Annotated in this window: 7 protein-coding genes; 4 read left to right on the top strand and 3 right to left on the bottom strand. The window is 67.6% G+C overall.

Annotated elements, in window-relative coordinates:
* Positions 1-16 precede the first annotated feature (16 nt).
* Positions 17-595: a DUF6932 family protein gene (locus ACFY0X_RS28940; protein WP_387758894.1), complete on the bottom strand. Its 579-nt coding sequence runs from the start codon at positions 593-595 to the stop codon at positions 17-19.
* A gap of 182 nt (positions 596-777) precedes the next feature.
* Positions 778-1,602, bottom strand: a complete 825-nt coding sequence (locus ACFY0X_RS28935; RefSeq protein WP_387758953.1) for a restriction endonuclease — start codon at positions 1,600-1,602, stop codon at positions 778-780.
* 520 nt (positions 1,603-2,122) lie between these two features.
* Between ACFY0X_RS28935 and ACFY0X_RS28930 the strand changes: the two genes are divergently transcribed.
* Genes ACFY0X_RS28930 through ACFY0X_RS28920 form a run of 3 tightly spaced genes read left to right on the top strand, consistent with a single transcriptional unit; the run spans position 2,123 to position 3,757 of the window.
* Positions 2,123-2,329: a hypothetical protein gene (locus tag ACFY0X_RS28930; RefSeq protein ID WP_387758892.1), complete on the top strand. Its 207-nt coding sequence runs from the start codon at positions 2,123-2,125 to the stop codon at positions 2,327-2,329.
* Positions 2,329-3,072 (top strand): restriction endonuclease, encoded by a 744-nt coding sequence (locus ACFY0X_RS28925; protein WP_387758890.1) that lies wholly within the window; start codon positions 2,329-2,331, stop codon positions 3,070-3,072. The genes ACFY0X_RS28930 and ACFY0X_RS28925 overlap by 1 nt, the downstream gene beginning before the upstream one ends.
* The gene (locus tag ACFY0X_RS28920) at positions 3,062-3,757 is read left to right on the top strand and encodes a restriction endonuclease (protein WP_387758889.1); all 696 of its coding nucleotides are present in this window, start codon (positions 3,062-3,064) and stop codon (positions 3,755-3,757) included. The genes ACFY0X_RS28925 and ACFY0X_RS28920 overlap by 11 nt, the downstream gene beginning before the upstream one ends.
* Before the next feature lie 738 nt (positions 3,758-4,495).
* On the opposite strand, the gene ACFY0X_RS28915 is transcribed toward ACFY0X_RS28920, so the two are convergent.
* A complete protein-coding gene (locus ACFY0X_RS28915; protein ID WP_387758887.1) occupies positions 4,496-8,911 on the bottom strand; it encodes a ricin-type beta-trefoil lectin domain protein in 4,416 nt (1,471 codons plus the stop codon).
* A 342-nt stretch (positions 8,912-9,253) separates the two neighbouring features.
* Here ACFY0X_RS28915 and ACFY0X_RS28910 point away from each other — a divergent pair, with 342 nt between their 5' ends.
* On the top strand, positions 9,254-16,792 hold the full coding sequence (locus ACFY0X_RS28910; RefSeq protein ID WP_387758885.1) for a polymorphic toxin-type HINT domain-containing protein: 7,539 nt from the start codon (positions 9,254-9,256) through the stop codon (positions 16,790-16,792).
* Positions 16,793-18,654: the final 1,862 nt, after the last annotated feature.

Here is an 18,654-nt window from a genome sequence, read left to right as displayed (position 1 = left end):
TCTCGCCATTCGGCCGTCACAGGGTCACCTCCACGTAGCCTCGTACCGGCGCGGCGCTCTGCACGCTCGGTTCCCCCTCCCCGGGGCGGCGGCATCGCTGCCACCAGTCGTCCCAGCGGCCGCGGTCGCGGAAGTACTCCAGTTCCTCGGCTGCGAACTCCTGGGGCTGGAACACCTTGGCCACCGGCACGTACGGGATCCGCAGGGGAGCCACGCCGTACCGGTCCTGCATAGCCTTCCAGCTCTTGAAGGCGGTCGTCAGCCATTTCGAGCCGGGATTGCCTCGAATGGCCCGTTCGGCTTCGGGGTTCATGAGCAGTGTGGCGTCCACGTTGTGAGGGTCCAGCTTGGCGCTGACGAAGCTGCCTCCCAGCCAGACGCTGTGGATGAGTTCGCGGCCCTGGAGCAGCGGCGCGAACTGCTCCTCCAGGTGGATGAACTGGTAGAGGTACTCCTGGAAGCCCTGCCAGATCTGGGTCCGGCTGGTGGATGCCTGGAAGCGCTCCGCGTGGACGAAGGCTTCTGCGGCCTGCGTGATGGTCAGCCGGTAGCGGCCGGGCGGCAGGTGCCCGCGGTCGTTGAAGTCTGGCAGCACAGGCCCCCCTTACCGGTCGTGGAGTGACCCTAGCCGCAGATCGGCCGGCGGTGACCATCTGGTCGGAAGATCGTGCGGAGATGTGATCTCACGGACCTGTGGCTTGTGACCGTTCGCCGGAGTCCCGGCGCCTGGGTGCTCGGGACGCCGGCGAGGGAGTCTTCCGTGCCGGTTCTCGGCTGTCAGGTGTGGCGGCCCGGCCCAGGATCGATGTCGAGGACCTGGTAGAGGTGCTGGCCGGCACCCCAGCGTGCGAGGCGTTCGCGGTCGACGAGGTGGAGGTGTTGCCGGGTGGCGAAGGCGGCAGCGGGCTCGGTGAAGCCGTTGAGCGCCACGACGACCGGGACCGCGGCGCCGTGGATGGGCCGGGCGGTGCCGTTGAACCTCTGGAATGCCTCCGACCCCAGCGGGGTCGCGTACCGCTTGCACTGCAGCACCACCCGTCGTCCCAGGCCGTCCACGGCGACGACGTCGGCACCGAGGTCCCTGGCGCCGCCGACCCGTACGGCGTCGATGAACCCGTCGCGTTCCAGCAGTTCGCGGCACATCTCCTCGAAGCGGGTCGGTGTGGCGGCCTCGAACGCCTCCAGAGTGTGGTCGAGGGAGCGCCGGGTATAGGACGCGGCGGGTTCAGCGGGCGTCGCCTGACGCACCGGTCGGTGGGCCCACTGCTCGATACGGCCGGTGACGGACGCCGCGGCCCGGGTACGGGCGAGCTTGAATCGCGTGGCGATGCCCGCACGGACCAGGGCCCACAACGGTTGCAGGAATCGACGCACCGGCGGGCCGAGGGCGGTGCGCCGAAGTGCCGCACGCAGAGCGACGAGTACCGCGGCGGCACCGCCGAGTGCCGCGGTGGCGGCCAGTGGATGTCCCCACAGCCAGGCCGCGGTCTGCACGACGGCGCCGAGCGCGAAGAAGCCCATCAGGAACGCGAGACCGCTGTCACTGTCGTCGTCGGCACCCGTGCCGTCCTGGCGCCGCGTGCGTCCTTCGCCGGGAGTCATACCTGTCACCCACCGTTTCCTTCCCGTCCGACGAGAGGGTAGGGCCCGACCGTACTCGCGGTTCACGTTTCTGATGAATCGCCTTGATTCGACGGCCGGTTGCGGCTTTGACGGGCTGACAGTGGCCGTGCGGCCGCTGACCGGCTCAGGGCGCGAGCGCCCTCTTCTGCGCCCCCGGCGTACGCCGCTGGTTTTCGCCAGATCCATCGACGATGCTTACCACGCCCTGCTACGGCCGGGCATTCGTCCAGCTGACAGGTGGTTCGTACGGTGAAGGCCGTAGCTGCGGCCGCCTCGGCGATCAAGGGCGCCACTGCGTCGTGCAGTTCGGCAGCCTGGGCCAATGCCGGCGGCTGGCCCCGCCAGGAAGCCGGCATCGGCACGAGATCCGTGTCCGATTCCCGCTGCGGCCTGTGATCGATTGTCGACGTTCCGTCAGTTCGTGTCGGAGGGCGCTGCTACATCAGAGGGCGGAACGGGCCGCGAGGGGCGGCTCGCCGACGGGAGGGGAGCCCATCCGATGCCGGTACCCGAGGGATACCACGTCGTCCGCAGCCACATCCGGCGCAACCCGCGGCCGAGCTCGAAGAAGATGAGCGGCTGGACGATCGTCGGCGTCTGCGCGCTGGTGTGGCTGTGGAGCCACTTCATCGGCTTCGGCGACACCGGCGCGGCAACGCCGAACGATCCGGCGCCGACGACCACTTCTGCCCCGGTGGCACCGTAATGGCTCGTCGGCGACGCCGGTGGCCGCGCCGACCCCGGGGAGTCACCGAGCACCTGGCGGCCGGCGTCACCGCCCTGGCGGTGGCCACCCTGCTCGCCCAGGCCGCGACCGCCGGCGTCCGGGCCGCCGCCCGGCACTGGCCCGTCCTCGCCGCCCTCGCCGCCGCAACCCTCATCGGTGCGGCGGTGCGGTGGGTGCGGCGCCACTCCGCCGATCGGGCCCGCGCGGCGCGACGGGCCGGTCTGCGGCTGACCCTGAGCGGCATCGACGCGCTGGACGACCAGGAGTTCGAGTTCGCGTTGCGGGACCTGCTGGTCCGCGACGGCTGGACGGCGCGACAGGTCGGCCGACAGGGCGACCAGGCCGCCGACGTGATCGGCCGGCACCCGGCGCTGGGCCGGATCGTGCTGCAGGCGAAGCACACCACGGTCGGCGCAAAGGTCGGCTCCCCGGTGATGTACCAGGTCAAGGGCACTGCCGGCCCTGCCCACGGTGCCGACATCGCCGTCGTGGTCACCAACGGCCCCTTCACCCGCGACGCCAAAGCATGGGGCGACAAGCACCAGGTGCACTGGGTCGACCGCGACCGGCTCCAACTGTGGCCCGAACACGGCATCGCCCTCCACGAACTGCTGCACCTGCCGGCCCGAAGGCCCCAGCGACGAGTCCGCCGCCCCACAGCCCGACCGCTCCGGACCCAGCGCCCCGAGACGACACACGAGAGGCCGCACAGTGCGCCATGACGGCACCTTCGATCCGCTACTGAAGGCCATCGCCGGGGTGGTACTCGCCATCGCCGTCGCCAAGGTGGTCTGGCAGTGGCTGAGCACCACCTTCTGGCGCTGGCTCAGCGTGGACGTCTGGGGCTGGATCACCGATCACCCCTGGTGGTCGGCTCTGATCGCGGCCCCGCTCGCGCTGGTACCCGTCATGCTCGCGGCCCGACTCCTCGCCCCGCGCGGGTACGTCCACTACGTGGACGACGACTTCGACGACGAGGCCCCGGCCATCCTGACGTACGGGATCCATCACCTGGATGCGATGGGGGACACGGAGTTCGAGCGGGCGTGCGCCGCCCTGCTCGTCCGCGACGGCTTCACCCGGGTCCAGCACTCGGGCCGCGCCGGTGACCTCGGCGCGGACGTCATCGCCTGGGACCACCTCGGCCGCAAGGTGGTCGTCCAGTGCAAGCACTACGGCAAACCGGTCGGCTCCCGGGACGTCCAGACCTTCAACGGCACCGCCCGACCCGAACACCACGCCGACGTACCCGTCATGATCGGACTCAACGGCTTCACCCGGGACGCCCGCGCCTTCGCCGCCCGCCAGAACCTCATCCTCGTAAACCGGCAGATCCTCCACGACTGGGCCCAGGGCACCTACCTCTATGCCGCCATCGACGACGAGGCTGACCGCGCCGCCGCCTGAGCACCCGCTGGCGACCTCGCGGCGTGGACAGGGAGCTCCCCGCGAACGCCTACGCCGACTATGCGGCCTATGTGGAAGGGGACTTGATTATCGCGTTCGGGTGGTGCCGCCTGCTGGACCCGCGGCCGGAGTAGATCGAGAACTGGTCGGCCGCACAGCGGAACCGGCGGGCTGTCGGCTGAGCGTCGACTTCGACGGCGCGTTGCAACTGAGCCCCGACCGACTGACGGTTGCGTGCCAGCTTCAGGGCCTCGCCAGGAAGGACCTCGACTTCCTCACAGCTCAACCCGCCGTCACCCCTGCCAGCACAAACGGCGCGAACGCCGACCACATCAACCACCTCCAGGGCGACTGTTCCGACAGTCTGGAGATACCGCACCAGGCTGCCGCAGCCCCTCGTGCCCGTCGTGGAGCCACCGAGCGCGGCTATCGGGCCGGTGTGCCGTCGGGCGAGATCCTAACGTCCAGAGCCCGCCGACTCCGGACCGTCGCCGCCGGAGACCACCACGGGTCAGTCCGATCGGCCCAGATTCTTACCGGTCGACCGGGCACGGACGAAGCGGAGCCGGGTGTCCTCACAGTCGGCAGCAACCCGGCGTGTGGCGGCAAGTCATCATTGGCCGCCTGGTCCGGCAGAGCCCGTGGTTCTCCCCGGAGTGCACGCGCACGGTCGTACGGCCTTCATGGAACTGGGCCCCAGCGCGCGATGTGCTGGGGCCCAGTTCCGTGCGTGACGGGTCAGGGGTTGACGGGCTGGGGCGGGGTCCTGAGGGCGGGGAAGCTCCAGGTCTGGGCGGGTGTGCCGTTGCAGGTGGAGGCGGCGAGGCGGCTGCCGGGGGTGGTGTCGTTGTTGGGCAGGTCGAGGCAGTGGTCGGTCGCCGGGTTGTAGAGGCTGCCGTCGGCGCGGGGGAGCCAGACCTGGTTCGGGGCGCCGGGGGCGCAGGTCCAGAGGCCGACGCCGGCGCCGTTGGCGGTGCTGTTACTGGTGATGTCGAGGCACATTCCGCGCAGGCTGACGGTGCCGTTGGTGGAGTCGACGGTCAGGTTCTGGGCGGCGGTGTTGTTGCAGAAGGTGAGCTCGATTCCCTGGCTGGTGTCGTTGTAGGGGACGTCGAGGCAGTTGTAGCTCGCGGCGTGGCGAATCGCCATGGGAGCGGTGGGCGGGTTGACAGGGGTGTTGTAGACGGCGAAGTTGCTGATGCTGCCGTTGAAGCTGGTCGTCGGCTGGCCCTGGTCCTGGAAGCGACCGAGGACCAGACCGCCAGTGGGGGCGGGGCTGGTGGCCGCGTTGTGGTAGGCGCTTCCTGCGAGGGCGCCGTTGACGTAGAGGCTCATCTGGCCGGTGTCGGCGTTGTAGCTGGCGGTCAGACGGGTCCAGGCGCCGTTCTGGACCAAGGCGGCGCTGTTGCTGACCTTGGTGAAGTCGTAGGGCCAGGTGTTGTCGTCGCCGTGCGCGAGAGCGAAGCGCCAGGCGCCTCCGGTGCCTTCGCTCCAGAGGAGGAAGCTGCTGGCGTGGACGGTGTTCTGGCTGGCGACGATCTGGCCGTTGCCGTTGGACTTCGCCCAGGTGCTGATGGTGAAGCTCTTGCGGGTGTCGACGACCGGCTTGTCGGTGGTCATGGCCGAGGTCGCGCCGTTGAAGACCGCGACCTTGGTACCGCGGCCGTCGACGGTGTCGTCCGCGAAGGCGAGATCGGTGGCGGTCACGTTATAGGTGACGGTGGGGTCGGCGCTGAGGGCGGTCGTGTCACCCTGGAGCTTCCACTGGACGGCCGGGGCCTGGGTGTTGCCGCGGTAGTGGTCGGTGCCGAAGCCGGTGACCGTTTTGCCGGTGAGTGAACCGGGCCAGGCGTGGAGCTTGCCGGAGCTGTCCAGGGCCCACAGGTCCGGGACGCCGTCGCCGGTGACGTCGCCGTCGGCGCCGACCGTCGGGAAGGCACCGGTCGTGACGTCGGTGCCGATGCGGTGCGCGCTCGCCGGGGTGACGGCGGTGACGGTCGTGTAGGTGTCCGCGCCGACGGTGCGGGTCTCGGTGACGAGCGTGTACTGGAGGATGTCTCCCGCGGTGTGTCCGTTGGAGGTGGTTCGCGCCCTCGCCCACAGTGACGGGGCAACCGGTGTGGTGCCGGCATCATCGACAGCCAGGGTGTTACCCGGGACCATCAGGTCTACGGTGTCCCAGCCGCCTGCGGCGACCAGATTGGGCGGGAGCAGGGTGTGATTGGAATCGGCGGGGTAGTACCAGAGGTTGCCGGCCTCGACCGTGAGGATGCCGGTGGCGTTCGTGACCTGACGGTTGGGCGTCCGCGTGTCGACGGCCGAGCCGATCGGGGTGATCTGGCTGGTGTAGCGCCAGTCCTCGTCCTGGTGATAAGCAGGGCAGGCGGAGTCGCCGCCTGCGCAGTTCGGCCGGTCCAGGGTCTTCTTCAGGTTCAGGGTGAACCGGCCTGGGTCGGATTCCTTGTTGGCGTAGTAGTGGAGGGAACCGCCGCCGTCCCGATGGACGAACAGGTCGTCGGTGTTCTTCCCCGGGTCAAGCGATCCGCGGTGCGAGACCTTGAAGTCCTTCCAGGTCCTGCCCTCGGGGGCTTGGGCTGCTGCGGCGGCGGTGCCGGTGGGCGGAACATCGAGGTTGCCCGGGTTTGTGGCCCGGCCGTGGGTGATCAGGTTTCCGGCGCTGTCCGGGACCAGGACGTCGGGGTTGGCATCGCCGGTGGTGTCGCCGAAGGCAACCGGGCCGGGGGCCCAGGGGACGTAGAAGGAGTACGACATGGTCTGCGAGGCGTTCGCGGCATCGTCGAAGACCTGGGCGTAGAGGATGTTGGTGCCCCAGTGTGTGGGCTTGGTCTTGATCTCGGTGACGTTCAGGGTGCTACCGGCCGCGGAGCAGTTCTGCGTGTAGTCGGCGAGCTGCGGGTCGTAGCCGTAACGGACGCAGACGACGCCCGAGGCCAGCTTGCCCGAAGGGTTGGGGTCGTAGGCCGTAAAGGGGATCGAACCTTCCTGGCCGAGGCGCAGGTTGGTGGTCTGGCCGTTGCCGGACGGCGGGAACTGGGTGTTCGGGTCGGTGAAGGTGCCGAACGCGGCGACCGGCGGGGTGGTGTCGACGGCGAAGTGGCACGTGGCCGTCTCCGGTCCGCGAAGGATGCCGTCGTCGCCCTGGGCGGCCCAGCCGTAGATGTGGCCGTCCTGCAGGGTGAAGCGGGGGACGGTGTAGGAGGCGCGGCTGCCGTTGGGGACGAAGCCGGACCAGCCGTTGCTGACGATGGGCGATCCGGAGACGGCATCGTCCCAGATCCTGACGTACTCGGTGAGCTGGCCCTGGTTGTGGCTGTTGACGACCGAGGTCAGGTTGACCGTCGTGTCGGTCACCCAGCGGAACGAGGAGAGTGTTCCGTCACCGCAGGCGTCGCTCTCGCCGCGGGTGACGCTGCGCGGGGCCGGCAGGGCACGGGGGTCGCCCGGCTGGAGCGGCACGTGGTCGAACTCGGTCGACAGGACCGCGTCGTAGGCGAGGCGCTTGAACGCCACCTTGTCGCCGGTTCCCTCCCGGCCGGTGACGGCGAACGCCAGGGGAGTGCCGGTGTCGGCGAGGGCGTTACGCATGGCGCTGGTGACGTTGAAATCGATGGGGATGCCGGCTATGCAGGCGTTGTCGCCTCCGTTGCCGGGGACGTCCTTGCCGTCGAGGAATTCGAAGATGTGGTGGGTACTCCAGGAGATGCTGCTGTCGAAGGCTCCGGCGCGGTAGGCGTTCACCGGGTACGCGTTGGTGCAGGAGTAGTCGGCGGACACGTGCTGCCAGATGCGCAGGTTGGCATAGTTGATGGCAGTGTCGGGCAGGTAGCCGTTCAGGTTGAACTCGTACAGCGACCGTTCGATGCCCTTGGCGGTTTCCCAGCCCTGGTAGCCGACGCCGGGGTGGTCGCGGTCGGCAGAACCTGTGCGGTCGTAGTTCCCGGTCCCCGGGTAGGCGGATTGGACCCAGGCGTGGTGGCTCTTGCCCCGCGCGTCGTTCGACCACGTCGGGTCGACGTAGATCGGGTATCTGGTGTTCGGGCCGTCCAGGAGTTCCGGGCTGGGTGACAGGACGATGCTCTTGCTGCCGTTTGCACCCGTTCCGGTCGCCACGGGGATGTCGGCGACCGTGGCCCCGGCCCCGGGGCCGTCCGTCGTACTCAGTGTGTCCGTTGCCTGCCCGGTGGCCTGGCCGGAGCCGCCGCCCTCAGCCAGCGAGCTTGACGGGCTGGGCGCCGTCGCCGAGGACTGGGTCGCGAACGACGCCTTCACTGCTGTGGAGGTCTGCGTCGGCGCGGCGCCCCCGGACACCGGTGCCGCGGCCGACCACATCTGCGGCTTCGGGGCGGTGAAGACCTCCTTGCCCTCACTGACCGCCTTCAGGCTCCCGTCCTCGTTCGTGGACAGTTCCACGCCCTTGGTCACGGTGGGGAAGGTGAGCGAGCGCACCGCCGGGTTCGAGGCGGCGGCGGGCGTGTGCAGGATCAGCACGGTGCTGTAGCCGCCGAAGCGGGTTGCGGTCACCTTCAGATCCGTGTCCGGTGCCACCGATGCGTACAGGGCGCTGTTGCCGCTCACCGTCGGGACCGGCAGAGGCCCCGGGAACGGCGAGCCGACGGCGAATTGCTTGCCGTCCTTGGTCGTCATGGTCGCCAGCGTGCTGCTGCCGCCTCCCGAGATGACGAGGTTGTCACTCGCTGCCGCCGGGGCGAGGGTGCCGTCGGAGCGTTTGAGCAGTGTGTCGTGCAGCGCCGTCCACACTCCGTCGGCGCGCTTCACGCGCTGGGCGTCCAGGTGCCTTTCCTGGCGGAGCTTGCCGGAGGGTGTGGCGACCGTGGTGCTGAACTCGTCCGTAAGTGACGGTAGCGGAACATCCTTGCCGGTCTTCTTCGCCTCGGCGAGCGCCAGCTCGGCTGGCCGGGGCTCCAGCAACTCCCCCACATGCCTGGCGTCTCCTGCGGTGACGGCGTTCTGCGTGGCCTGCCATGGTTCGGTCGCCGGTTCGGCTGCGGCGGGGAGCGACGCGACGCCTGGCAGCGTCACCGCGAGCGCCAGCAGCGCCGCCAGTGACGAGAAGCGGAGTCGAGCTGGCCGCCGCCTGGCGGTCCTTCCGAGCAGCAGTCGACTGTCAGTCATTTTCCTACCTGGAACACCCATTGGCTCTTTCCGGTGTGAACCCTCGACGCCGGACGCGCAGAGGTCAGGCGGACGATCTCAGTGAATCAGGCCGGTCGTCAACGATTTTCTTTCCGGAATATCCGCATTGACTGGCATAGACACCCCCACCCTGCATGCCGTGACACATGTCACATCGTCGCGTTCTCGATACGAAGAGATCAACTTTCACCCCTTCCCATAGAATCCACCAGCCCTTAGCGGGTCCGTAGTTAACTTGTCGTCAGAAAAATGGAATCGTCGATGCAAATTCGTAGAAGAAACGGGTCACCGCCGGTGAGCAGGCGCATAGCCTGCGCCGTGGTGCTGGCCCTGACCTCATCGCTGCTGGGACCTGCCGTCTCCCAGGCCATAGCGGCCGGGCCCGACTTCTCCCGGGTGTGGTCGCCGCCCAACACCCCGCTGCCTCGCACCCTGTCGGTCAACGCGGCGGCGGCACCGAAACCGTCCGAGACCGGGCCGCACTACCCCGTCCCTGCGGCCTCGAACACCGCGCCCGCCCGTACCCCCGTCGAGCAGAAGAGTGCGACAACGGACCTGACGGCCACACCCTCGCGCGCCGGGACGCTCCCGGTCTGGGTCAGCCCATCCGAACAGGGCTCCACCCCAAGCGCGGTAACAGTCACGCAGGCTGACACGAAGACCGCGGACTCCGCTCAGGTGAACGGTCTCCTGCTCTCCCTGAGCGCCGCCCCACCCAAGGCCGGCGTACCGTCCACAGCAGGCGACGGCACGCAGAAGGCGGCCGTGAAGGTCGCCGTCGATGTCGCGGCACTGGATTCGGCAAGCGGGACAGTCGGTGAATTCGCCTCCCGCGGCCGCCTGGTCACGATGCCGCCCTGCGCTCTGACTACCCCGCAGGTGCCGTCCTGCCTGGTCCGCACCCCTGTTGCCACCGCCTACGACGCCGCGTCCAAGCGCCTGGTCACCGACCTGGAGCTCCTTGCCGACCACACTGGCACGCAGCCCCCTAAGGCGGCCAGCGGAGCGATCAAGGCCACGTTCTCCAGCACATCGACCTCGACCGCTGAAACCGGGGCCGTTCTCCTCGGTGCGGAGACGGGCTCTTCCGGCGGCGGGGGAACTTATCAGGCTACGAGTCTGTCGAGTTCGTCCGGCTGGGCAGCGGGGGGTTCCTCCGGCGCCCTCACCTACAGCTACAGCGTCGAGGTCCCGCCAGCGCTCGGCGGCGCTGCACCACTGGTCTCCCTCGGGTACAACTCATCCTCGGTGGACGGGAAGACCTCGGCCACCAACGCCCAGGCTTCCTGGATCGGAGACGGCTGGGATTTCAACCCCGGTTTTATCGAGCGCAGTTACACCCCGTGCGACAAGGACGGCATCACCAAATCCGGTGACCTGTGCTGGGGCGGGTTCAACGCCACGCTGTCCATGGGCTCGCACGCCGGACCGCTGGTGCGCGAGTCGAACACAGCGGCCACGTCCGATGAGGCCACCGGTGTGTGGCACCTGAAGAACGACGACGGCACCCGGATCGAGTTCGGCACGGACCCGGCCAGCGGCAACGGCACCTACAACGGCGCCTACGCCAAGGTCACCGACACTTCCGGAACGGTGTACTACTTCGGCCTCAACCACCTGCCCGGCGGCGACCGGAGCGACCCCGCCACCCAGTCCGCCTCCACCGTGCCGATATACGCCCCCAACAGTGGCGACCCGTGCTTCGACGCCGCCAAGGGCAAGGCCTCGTGGTGCCAGATGTGGCAGCGCCTGTCCCTCGACTATGTCGTGGACGCCCACGGGAACCTGATCACCTACACCTGGGCACCGGAGGCGAACTACTACTCCCGGGGCGCCGGCCAGAACAGCGGCAATGGAACCCTGACGTCGTACACCCGGGCGAGCACGCTCGCGCGCATCGACTACGGCCAGCGTCTCGCCGACCAGGTCGCGGCGAAGGGCGCGCTCCAGCCCGCGGCCCGGGTCACCTTCGCCACTGCCGAGCGCTGCCTCGCCACCGGCTCCGCCTGCGACCCGGCGAACCGCACGGTCGCGAACAAGAGCAACTGGCCCGACGTACCGGTGGACCAGGAGTGCAAGGACACCGGAACCTGCATTGTCCCGAGCCCGACGTACTTCTCCACCAAGCGGGTGACCTCGATCGCCACCCAGGTGCGGGTCAACAACGCCTGGCAGGACGTCGACTCCTATGAACTGAAGCACTCCTTCCTCGACCCCATGGACGTCACCAGCGACCCGAAGGACGCCCTCAGTCAGCGCGTTCTGTGGCTCGACTCCGTGCAGCGCACCGGGAAGAGCGCCACTCCGAACGTCAGCACTCCGCCGGTGTCGTTCACGGCGGTCATGTTGGCGAACCGGGTCGACGGATCGGACCTCGTCCCTGCGCCGCCGCGGATGAACCGGCCGCGCATCCAGCAGATCCGCAACGAGACCGGCGGCGTCCTCACCGTCGACTACAACGACCGCGACTGCTCCCGCGTCAACCATGTGATGCCGACCGCCGAGGACGACAACTCCCGCGCCTGCTTCCCGGTGCGCTGGGTCGTACCGGGATCCATCGCCGGCGCCGACCCGATCCTCGACTGGTTCAACCACTACACCGTCCGCACGCTCGCCGAGAACGACTTCGCCACCGGCGCGCCCGCGAAGACCACCAGCTACGAGTACGGCCCCGCGGCCTGGCACCGCGACGACAGCCAGTTCACCGACCCCAAGTCCCGTACCTGGAACGACTTCCGCGGGTTCGCCATGGTGACCACCACCGTCGGCAGCGGCAACGACGGCCCCAAGACCCGGACCGTCACCACCTACCGGCCGGGCATGGACGGCGACATCCTCAAGAACGGCAGCCAGCGGACCGTACCCCCGCTCACCGATGCCCTCGGCCGCAACATCACCGACGTCGAATGGCTCTCCGGCCAGGTCCTGCAGACCGAGACGATCGACCTCACGACCGGCAAGACCATGGCACAGATCGTCAACAGCGCGACCCGGGAACGGACCACGGCGACCCAGCCGCGCGGCAGCGGGCTCCCAGACCTTGTCGCCCGCTATCCGGCCACCATCAGCAGCACCACCAGCCGTATCCGCAAGGCCGACGACACCTGGCAGGCCACCACCAGGACCACCACCGGCGACGAGAACCACGGCAACCGGCCGATCACCTCGCTCGACCAGGCCGACGACCTGCCGGACCTGTGCATCCGCACCTCCTACGCAACCGGACCCGACCCCCAACGGATCGACCAAATAGCCGAGACCCTGACCCTCTCCGGCGCCGATGCCTGCACAGCCCCGGCCGCGGCGACCAACACCGTCGCCCGGCAGCGGGTCTTCTACGACGGAAAGCCCTACCAGCAGGCGGCCGCGACCGCCGACCAAACGGCCAAGCAGGTCCTCGACCGCTACGACAGCACCGGCGCACCCGTGTTCACCACCGTGAGCACCACCGCCTTCGACACCTACGGCCGGCCCGTCTCCGTCACTGACCCGAACAGCACCGACGCCCAACACCCCAACGGCGCCACGAGCACGACGTCCTACACGGCTCCCGCAGCCGGCGAACTGCCCACCACCATCACCGTGTCGGCTCCTATCCCCGGTGTTGCAAGCGGCACCTGGGACACCGTCAGCACCTTCGACAGCCGGCGGTCGCTGCCGCTGACGGTCAAGGACGCCAACGGCAGGACGGTCACCGATAGCTACGACGCCCTCGGCCGTCTGACCGCGGTCTGGTCACCCGGTCGCACCCCGGCACTCAAGCCGAACGCCAACTTGACGTTCAGCTACAACGTCTCGAACACCACCGGCGTCCCCTCGGCCACCACAACCTCCACCCTCACCTACGACGGCGGCGACACCCCCGTCTACATGCGGCAGGTCACACTGCTCGACGGCTTCGCCCGCACCCGCCAGACCCAGTCCACCCCGGCAGGCCCCGGCTACACCGGCCGGCTGATCACCGACACCCAGTACGACTCCCAGGGCCGGGCCTGGGCCTCCAACGCCACCTGGTACAACAAGGACTCCGGCCCCTCGACAACGCTGGTCAGCACCCCTGACAGCGACATTCCAGCCCAGACCCGCCTGACCTTCGACGGCCTCGGCCGGACGGTCACCTCGGCGTTCTGGTCCAAGGGTGTCCTGCAGAACCAGACCACCACCTCCTACCCCGACGCCGGCCGGACCGACGTCGTTCCCCCGCAGGGTGCCTGGCCCAGCACTACCTTGACCGATGCTCGCGGCCGCACCACCGAGGCGTGGCAGTACCGCACCGCCACGGTCACCGGGCAGGTCTCGGATGCTGCCGTCACCCGCCGCACCTACACCCCGGGCGGCCAGATCGCCGGCTTGACGGACGCCGCGGGGAACACCTGGACCTACACCTACGACCTGCGCGGACGCCAGACCAGCGCTACTGACCCGGACACCGGAACGACGACCCGCACCTACGACAACGCGTCCCGCGTGTCCACCTCGACCGACGCCAAGGGGCAGGTCCTCACCTCCTCCTACGACCTGCTCGGGCGGAGGACCGGCCTCTACCAGGGCACGGCTACACCCGCCACGCAGCTCGCCGCGTGGACCTTCGACACGGTGGTGAAGGGCAAGCCGAGCTCCTCCACCCGCTACGTCGGCGGCAGTACCGGACAGGCCTACACCACCACGGTCACCGGCTACGACAACGGCTACCGGCCCACCGGCACCACCCTGACCATCCCCGGAATCGAAGCGGGCCTCGACTCCGGCACCTACACCTACGCCACCTCGACCACCTACGACCAGATCACCGGCAACCCCAAGCTGCTCACCCTGCCCGCCACCGGCGGCCTCCCTCAGGACCGACTGGCGTTCTCGTACAACGACTACGGCCAGATGTTCTCCTACGCCGGTGCCACCACCTACGACGTCCAGAGCGAGTACGACGCCTACGGCCGCCCCCTGCGCTCGACCGTCAACCCGTGGGGCACCCAGGTCGTCACCACCACCGACTACGACCAGGCCACCGGCCGCGTCCGCGGCCAGTTCCTCGACAAGCAGACCTCCACCCTCGGAGCCGTCCAGCAGACCAACTACACCTACAACCCCGCCGGATCGATCACCTCGATCACCGACATCCCCGACAACAACCCCGCCGCGACCGACCGGCAGTGCTTCACCTACGACTACCTCGGCCGCCTCACCACCGCCTGGACCGACACCGGCGGCATCACCACCCCGGACCCGCTCCAGCACAAGACCCTCGACCAGGGCGCCTGCACCAACACCACACCCACCAGCGGCGCCGTGGCACCGGCCAAGACCACCGTCGGCGGTGGCAACCCCTACTGGCAGGAGTACACCTACGACCTGACCGGCAACCGCACCTCCCTCATCCAGCACGACCAGTACGGCGACCCCGCCAAGGACGTCACCACCACCCAGCAGTTCCCGACCCCCGGCACCGTCAACACACCGACCACCGCGGCCAACACCGGCGGCGGCACCGGCGGCGCCCACGCCCTGCTCGGCTCCACCGTCAAAACCGGCACCACCACGACCGCCACCGGCGCCACCCAGTACGACGCCACCGGCAACACCACCACCATCCGAACCGGCGTCCCCGGCACCGGCACCTCCGCACTGACCTGGAACAGCGAAGGCAAGCTCGCCTCCTACACCGCCCCCGCCCAGATCACGGGCAACGGCGGCACCTGCATCGCCACCGCCGGCGGCAGCAATGCCAACGGCACCAACCTGCAGATCAGCACCTGCAACAACAGCAGCAACCAGCTCTACACCGTCGCCAACAGCAAACTCGTCGTCCTCGACAAGTGCGTCCAGGCCATGGGCACCACCGCCGGATCGGCCGTCCAACTGCAGGCCTGCGACAACTCCGCCGCACAGACCTGGAACACCCGCCCCGACGGCACCATCCACAACCCCACCTCCAACCAGTGCCTCGCCATCCCCGGTAACGTCACCACCAACAACACCGCCCTGACCCTCGGCACCTGCGCAAGCACCGTCCCGGCCGGACAGAAGTGGACCGTCCCCAACACCACCACCACCTACCTCTACGACGCCGACGGCAACCAGCTCATCCGCCGCAACCCCGGCCAGAACACCATCAACCTCGGCACCGACGAACTCACCGTCAACACCACCACCAAGGCCCAGACCGGCACCCGCTACTACCCCATCCCCGACGGCCTCACCATCGTCCGCCAAGGAGCAGGCACCGCACCCGGAACCTTCGTCGTCCAGGCAACCGACCACCACGGCACCGGCACCACCAGCATCGACCTGACCACCTCCGCCACCACCCGCCGCACCAGCGACCCCTTCGGCAACCCCCGCGGCAACCAGCCCGCCCCCGTAACCTGGCTCGGCACCAAGGGCTACATCGGCGGCACCAAGGACGACACCACCAACCTCACCAACCTCGGCGCCCGCCAATACCAACCCACCACCGGCCGCTTCATCAGCCCTGACCCCATCCTCGACCAGACCGCCCCACAACAGTGGAACGCCTACGCCTACAGCAACAACAACCCCGTCAACCTCAGCGACCCAAGCGGGCTGCGCCCGCCAGGCAAGTGTGACGGCGACTGCGCCAACGTCGACGGCAGCCTTGACCTCTGGATGGGTGGCCCCGGTAACTGGCAATACGGAAATATCTCCGGACAGGTGACGGACACAGAGCTTGTCGTTACTACCCAGTACGTCAACTTCAAGGACTCCTCTCGCTCCTTCGTTGCCCAAGATCGGGCCAAGCTGGCGAAGCCGGAGAAGCCAACCTGCTACTACGCGATGGGAATGAGGTACAACTGCCAGCAGGCTGAGTCCAAGGGGAATGTCAACTACCCCATGACATACATGAAGATCGACACCGGGGACCGCAAGCTAGCCACCTGGCAGAAGGTCCTCGTCGGCGCGGTCGCCATCATCAGCCTCGCCATCGTCGCCGCCCCTGTCCTCGCAGAGGCGGGACCCAGCTGCCTTGCAGCAATTATCGCCTGCAGCGCAACCATCGCCGACATCGCATCCGGCGAAGCAGCAGCAGGCAGCACAGCCCTCGCCGGCGCGGGAATAGCCGCCGCTGCACGCAGGATCGCATGCGAGGGCAACAGCTTCACCCCTGATACCCAGGTACTCCTCGCAGACGGAACCGTCAAACCCATCAGCGACATCAAACCTGGAGACGAGGTCGTCGCCACCGACCCTGCAACTGATACAACGAGTGCCGAAGCCGTAACCAACAGCATCATCGGATCGGACGATCGCGATTTCACTGACCTGACGGTCGCCAACTTCTCCGACTCGTCCAAGTCATCCACCATCACCTCCACCCAGAAGCACCCCTACTGGAACGAGACCACAAGGCGCTGGACCAACGCCAGCGACCTTAGAATTGGCGATCACCTCCGGTCCTCTGACGGCAAGACCGCGTCAGTCCTCCGGATTCGCAACTACCACACAAGCCCTCGTTCGGCCTACAACCTCACCGTTGCGAACCTCCACACGTACTATGTACTGGCGGGCGCCACGCCGATCTTGGTTCACAACAGCACATGCTTCACGATCACATCCGCAATTCATGATGACCCGCTTCTGGTCAGGGCAGCCGAGAAGGCTGGTAAAAATCAGACGGCTCAGCGTGATCTCGATGCTATGCAGGCGAGGTTGGCGCAAGGAAATTTGAATCCGGGAATCGGAAATGGCTACCTGAGCGGAACTGACGTCGCCTATGCTCGCGCCAGAAATGGGGCGAGGCTCTTCTTCCGCAACACGGGAGACGGCATTCAGATCGTCGGAAAGTCCGACAAGGGAAATGAGGATTCAGTGATAGCACGATTGCAGCAGATCTATGGCAAATGATTCCTTGATTCGAAGGGGGATCGGTAGCGCCTCCGCACTCTTCATGATTGCTCTTAACCAAGAGCCGGGCGAAGCGTCGAACTTGGACCTAATTCTGACGCTGGAGGATGGATCGCGATGGAGCGCGACCGTCCTTACGTTGGACGAAATTTCTTCCATCTGGAGGCGATGGGAAGAGACCGGAGAGTGCTTCAATGGCAGGTATTTCAACTGCCCCGACCTCCTACTTGTGAAGGAGGCTGGAATCGACAGGATCTGCGAGGTTCTCAGCGACATCCTCGCGACGGGCGGACCAGAGGGAGTCCTCACTCGCCTAGAGGACGATGAGTCAATTGATTGACCTATCGGAAATCTCGCTAGCCGACCTGAAGCCCCATCGGTTGTGGGCAGCTTCTAGGGATCGCTGCGACACGTGGCTGGTTTAATCAGACCGCGAGCAGTTTATGCAAACGCTCGGCTGGGGTTTCCCAGCCGAGCGTTTGCGCGGTCGGCCATTGAGTCGGCGGCGACGGCAGCAAGGCAAGCCCGGCGAATGGAGGCGGAGACCCAACCAGAATTTGCGCGATTGCGGAAAGATGGGAAAGTCGTGACCGCCTTCCCGTACCTCGCAGGTCAGGCACAAGGTCCGGGCGCCGCCACTGTGAGCCCCTGCCGTGAGGGTCTTGGAGGTTGGCCCCCGTTCAGCGACTTCCGCGCTTGGAACTGGAACGTTGTGAACCCGGGACTGGGACGGTCCGCCCTCGGCCACCCTTGCGGGCGGGACACGCCCTGTCGAAGCAGCGCCAGTACCAGCCGGCCTTGCCTCGCTTGAGGTCGAGCTGGTCTCCCTGGCAGCCGGCGCATCTCGGAGGGCGGGCGAAGTCCTCGGCGTGCTCGTGCTCAAGGAACCTGCGGGCGAAGTGCGAACCTCGCACCGTCAGCATGATCTCGCGGGAGTGGCTCTGGGAGAGGGAGTTCAGGCTGCCGAGGAGTACGGTCCTCGTCGATAACGACGATCTTCTGGTATATGACGTGACTGGGATCACCGAGGGGGTGACGGCCTTGAGGTCGTCGAGGTACTCCATGAAGCGCTGTTGGTTCTGGTCGCTCTGATCCCAGACGAAGAGTGACCTGCGCGCCGCGTCGTACGGCGTCTTCCAGGTCGGGGAGCAGGCTTCGCATGCGCTTGGCGACCTACGGGGTCCAGATCCAGAGGGCGGTCATCGAAGGTCTTGTAGAAGGCGACCTCGTCCTGGACGTCGGCGATCAGCGCCCGTCTGTACTCTCCGGAGCTGACCGTCGTGAGAGGTGAGGAAAGGGACGCTCATGCAAATCGCTGGGCTCGGCCTGTACGTGAACCACCCGGTTATCACGCTGGGTTCCTCAGAGTGGTTCCCGGCATCCCTCGAACTCGGCGGTCGGGTGGCCGCAGCCTGCGAGACCCACTTGGTTGTGCGAGTACAGCCGCAAACCTCCCTGTCAGAGTGCGGATCTTTCATGCCGACCCCGAGAGAGCGTCGCCGGTCCCGGCCTCGGGTTCACCACCGCATTCAGCGGGCCGCTCCTGCTGCCCGATGGGCGGCTCGTAGACGGGGATACCATGAGACAAAGCCGATTCACGACCAGCCTGTTGGCGCCAGGAGTGCACGTGTGCGCGTCGGCGCGTAGACGATGACATTGGGCACGCACATGCCGTCGACGTCATCGCCGCGCGGGATCCGTAGAAGCCTGGCCAGCGCGCCAAATCACGAAACTCGCGCCAGAGCCGGGTCTGTAAAAGGAACGCTTACACGCCCCCGAGGGTCAAACCTGGCTCCAGGTTGGGTTGGGGCGAGCACCGTTCCGTGCGCTGTGGGTGTGCTTCGCGCTCCTTTGCTCAGTGC

The sequence above is a fragment of the Kitasatospora sp. NPDC001547 genome (genome assembly GCF_042894165.1).
Taxonomy (GTDB): domain Bacteria; phylum Actinomycetota; class Actinomycetes; order Streptomycetales; family Streptomycetaceae; genus Kitasatospora.
This window is presented reverse-complemented; position numbering and strand designations above follow the sequence as displayed.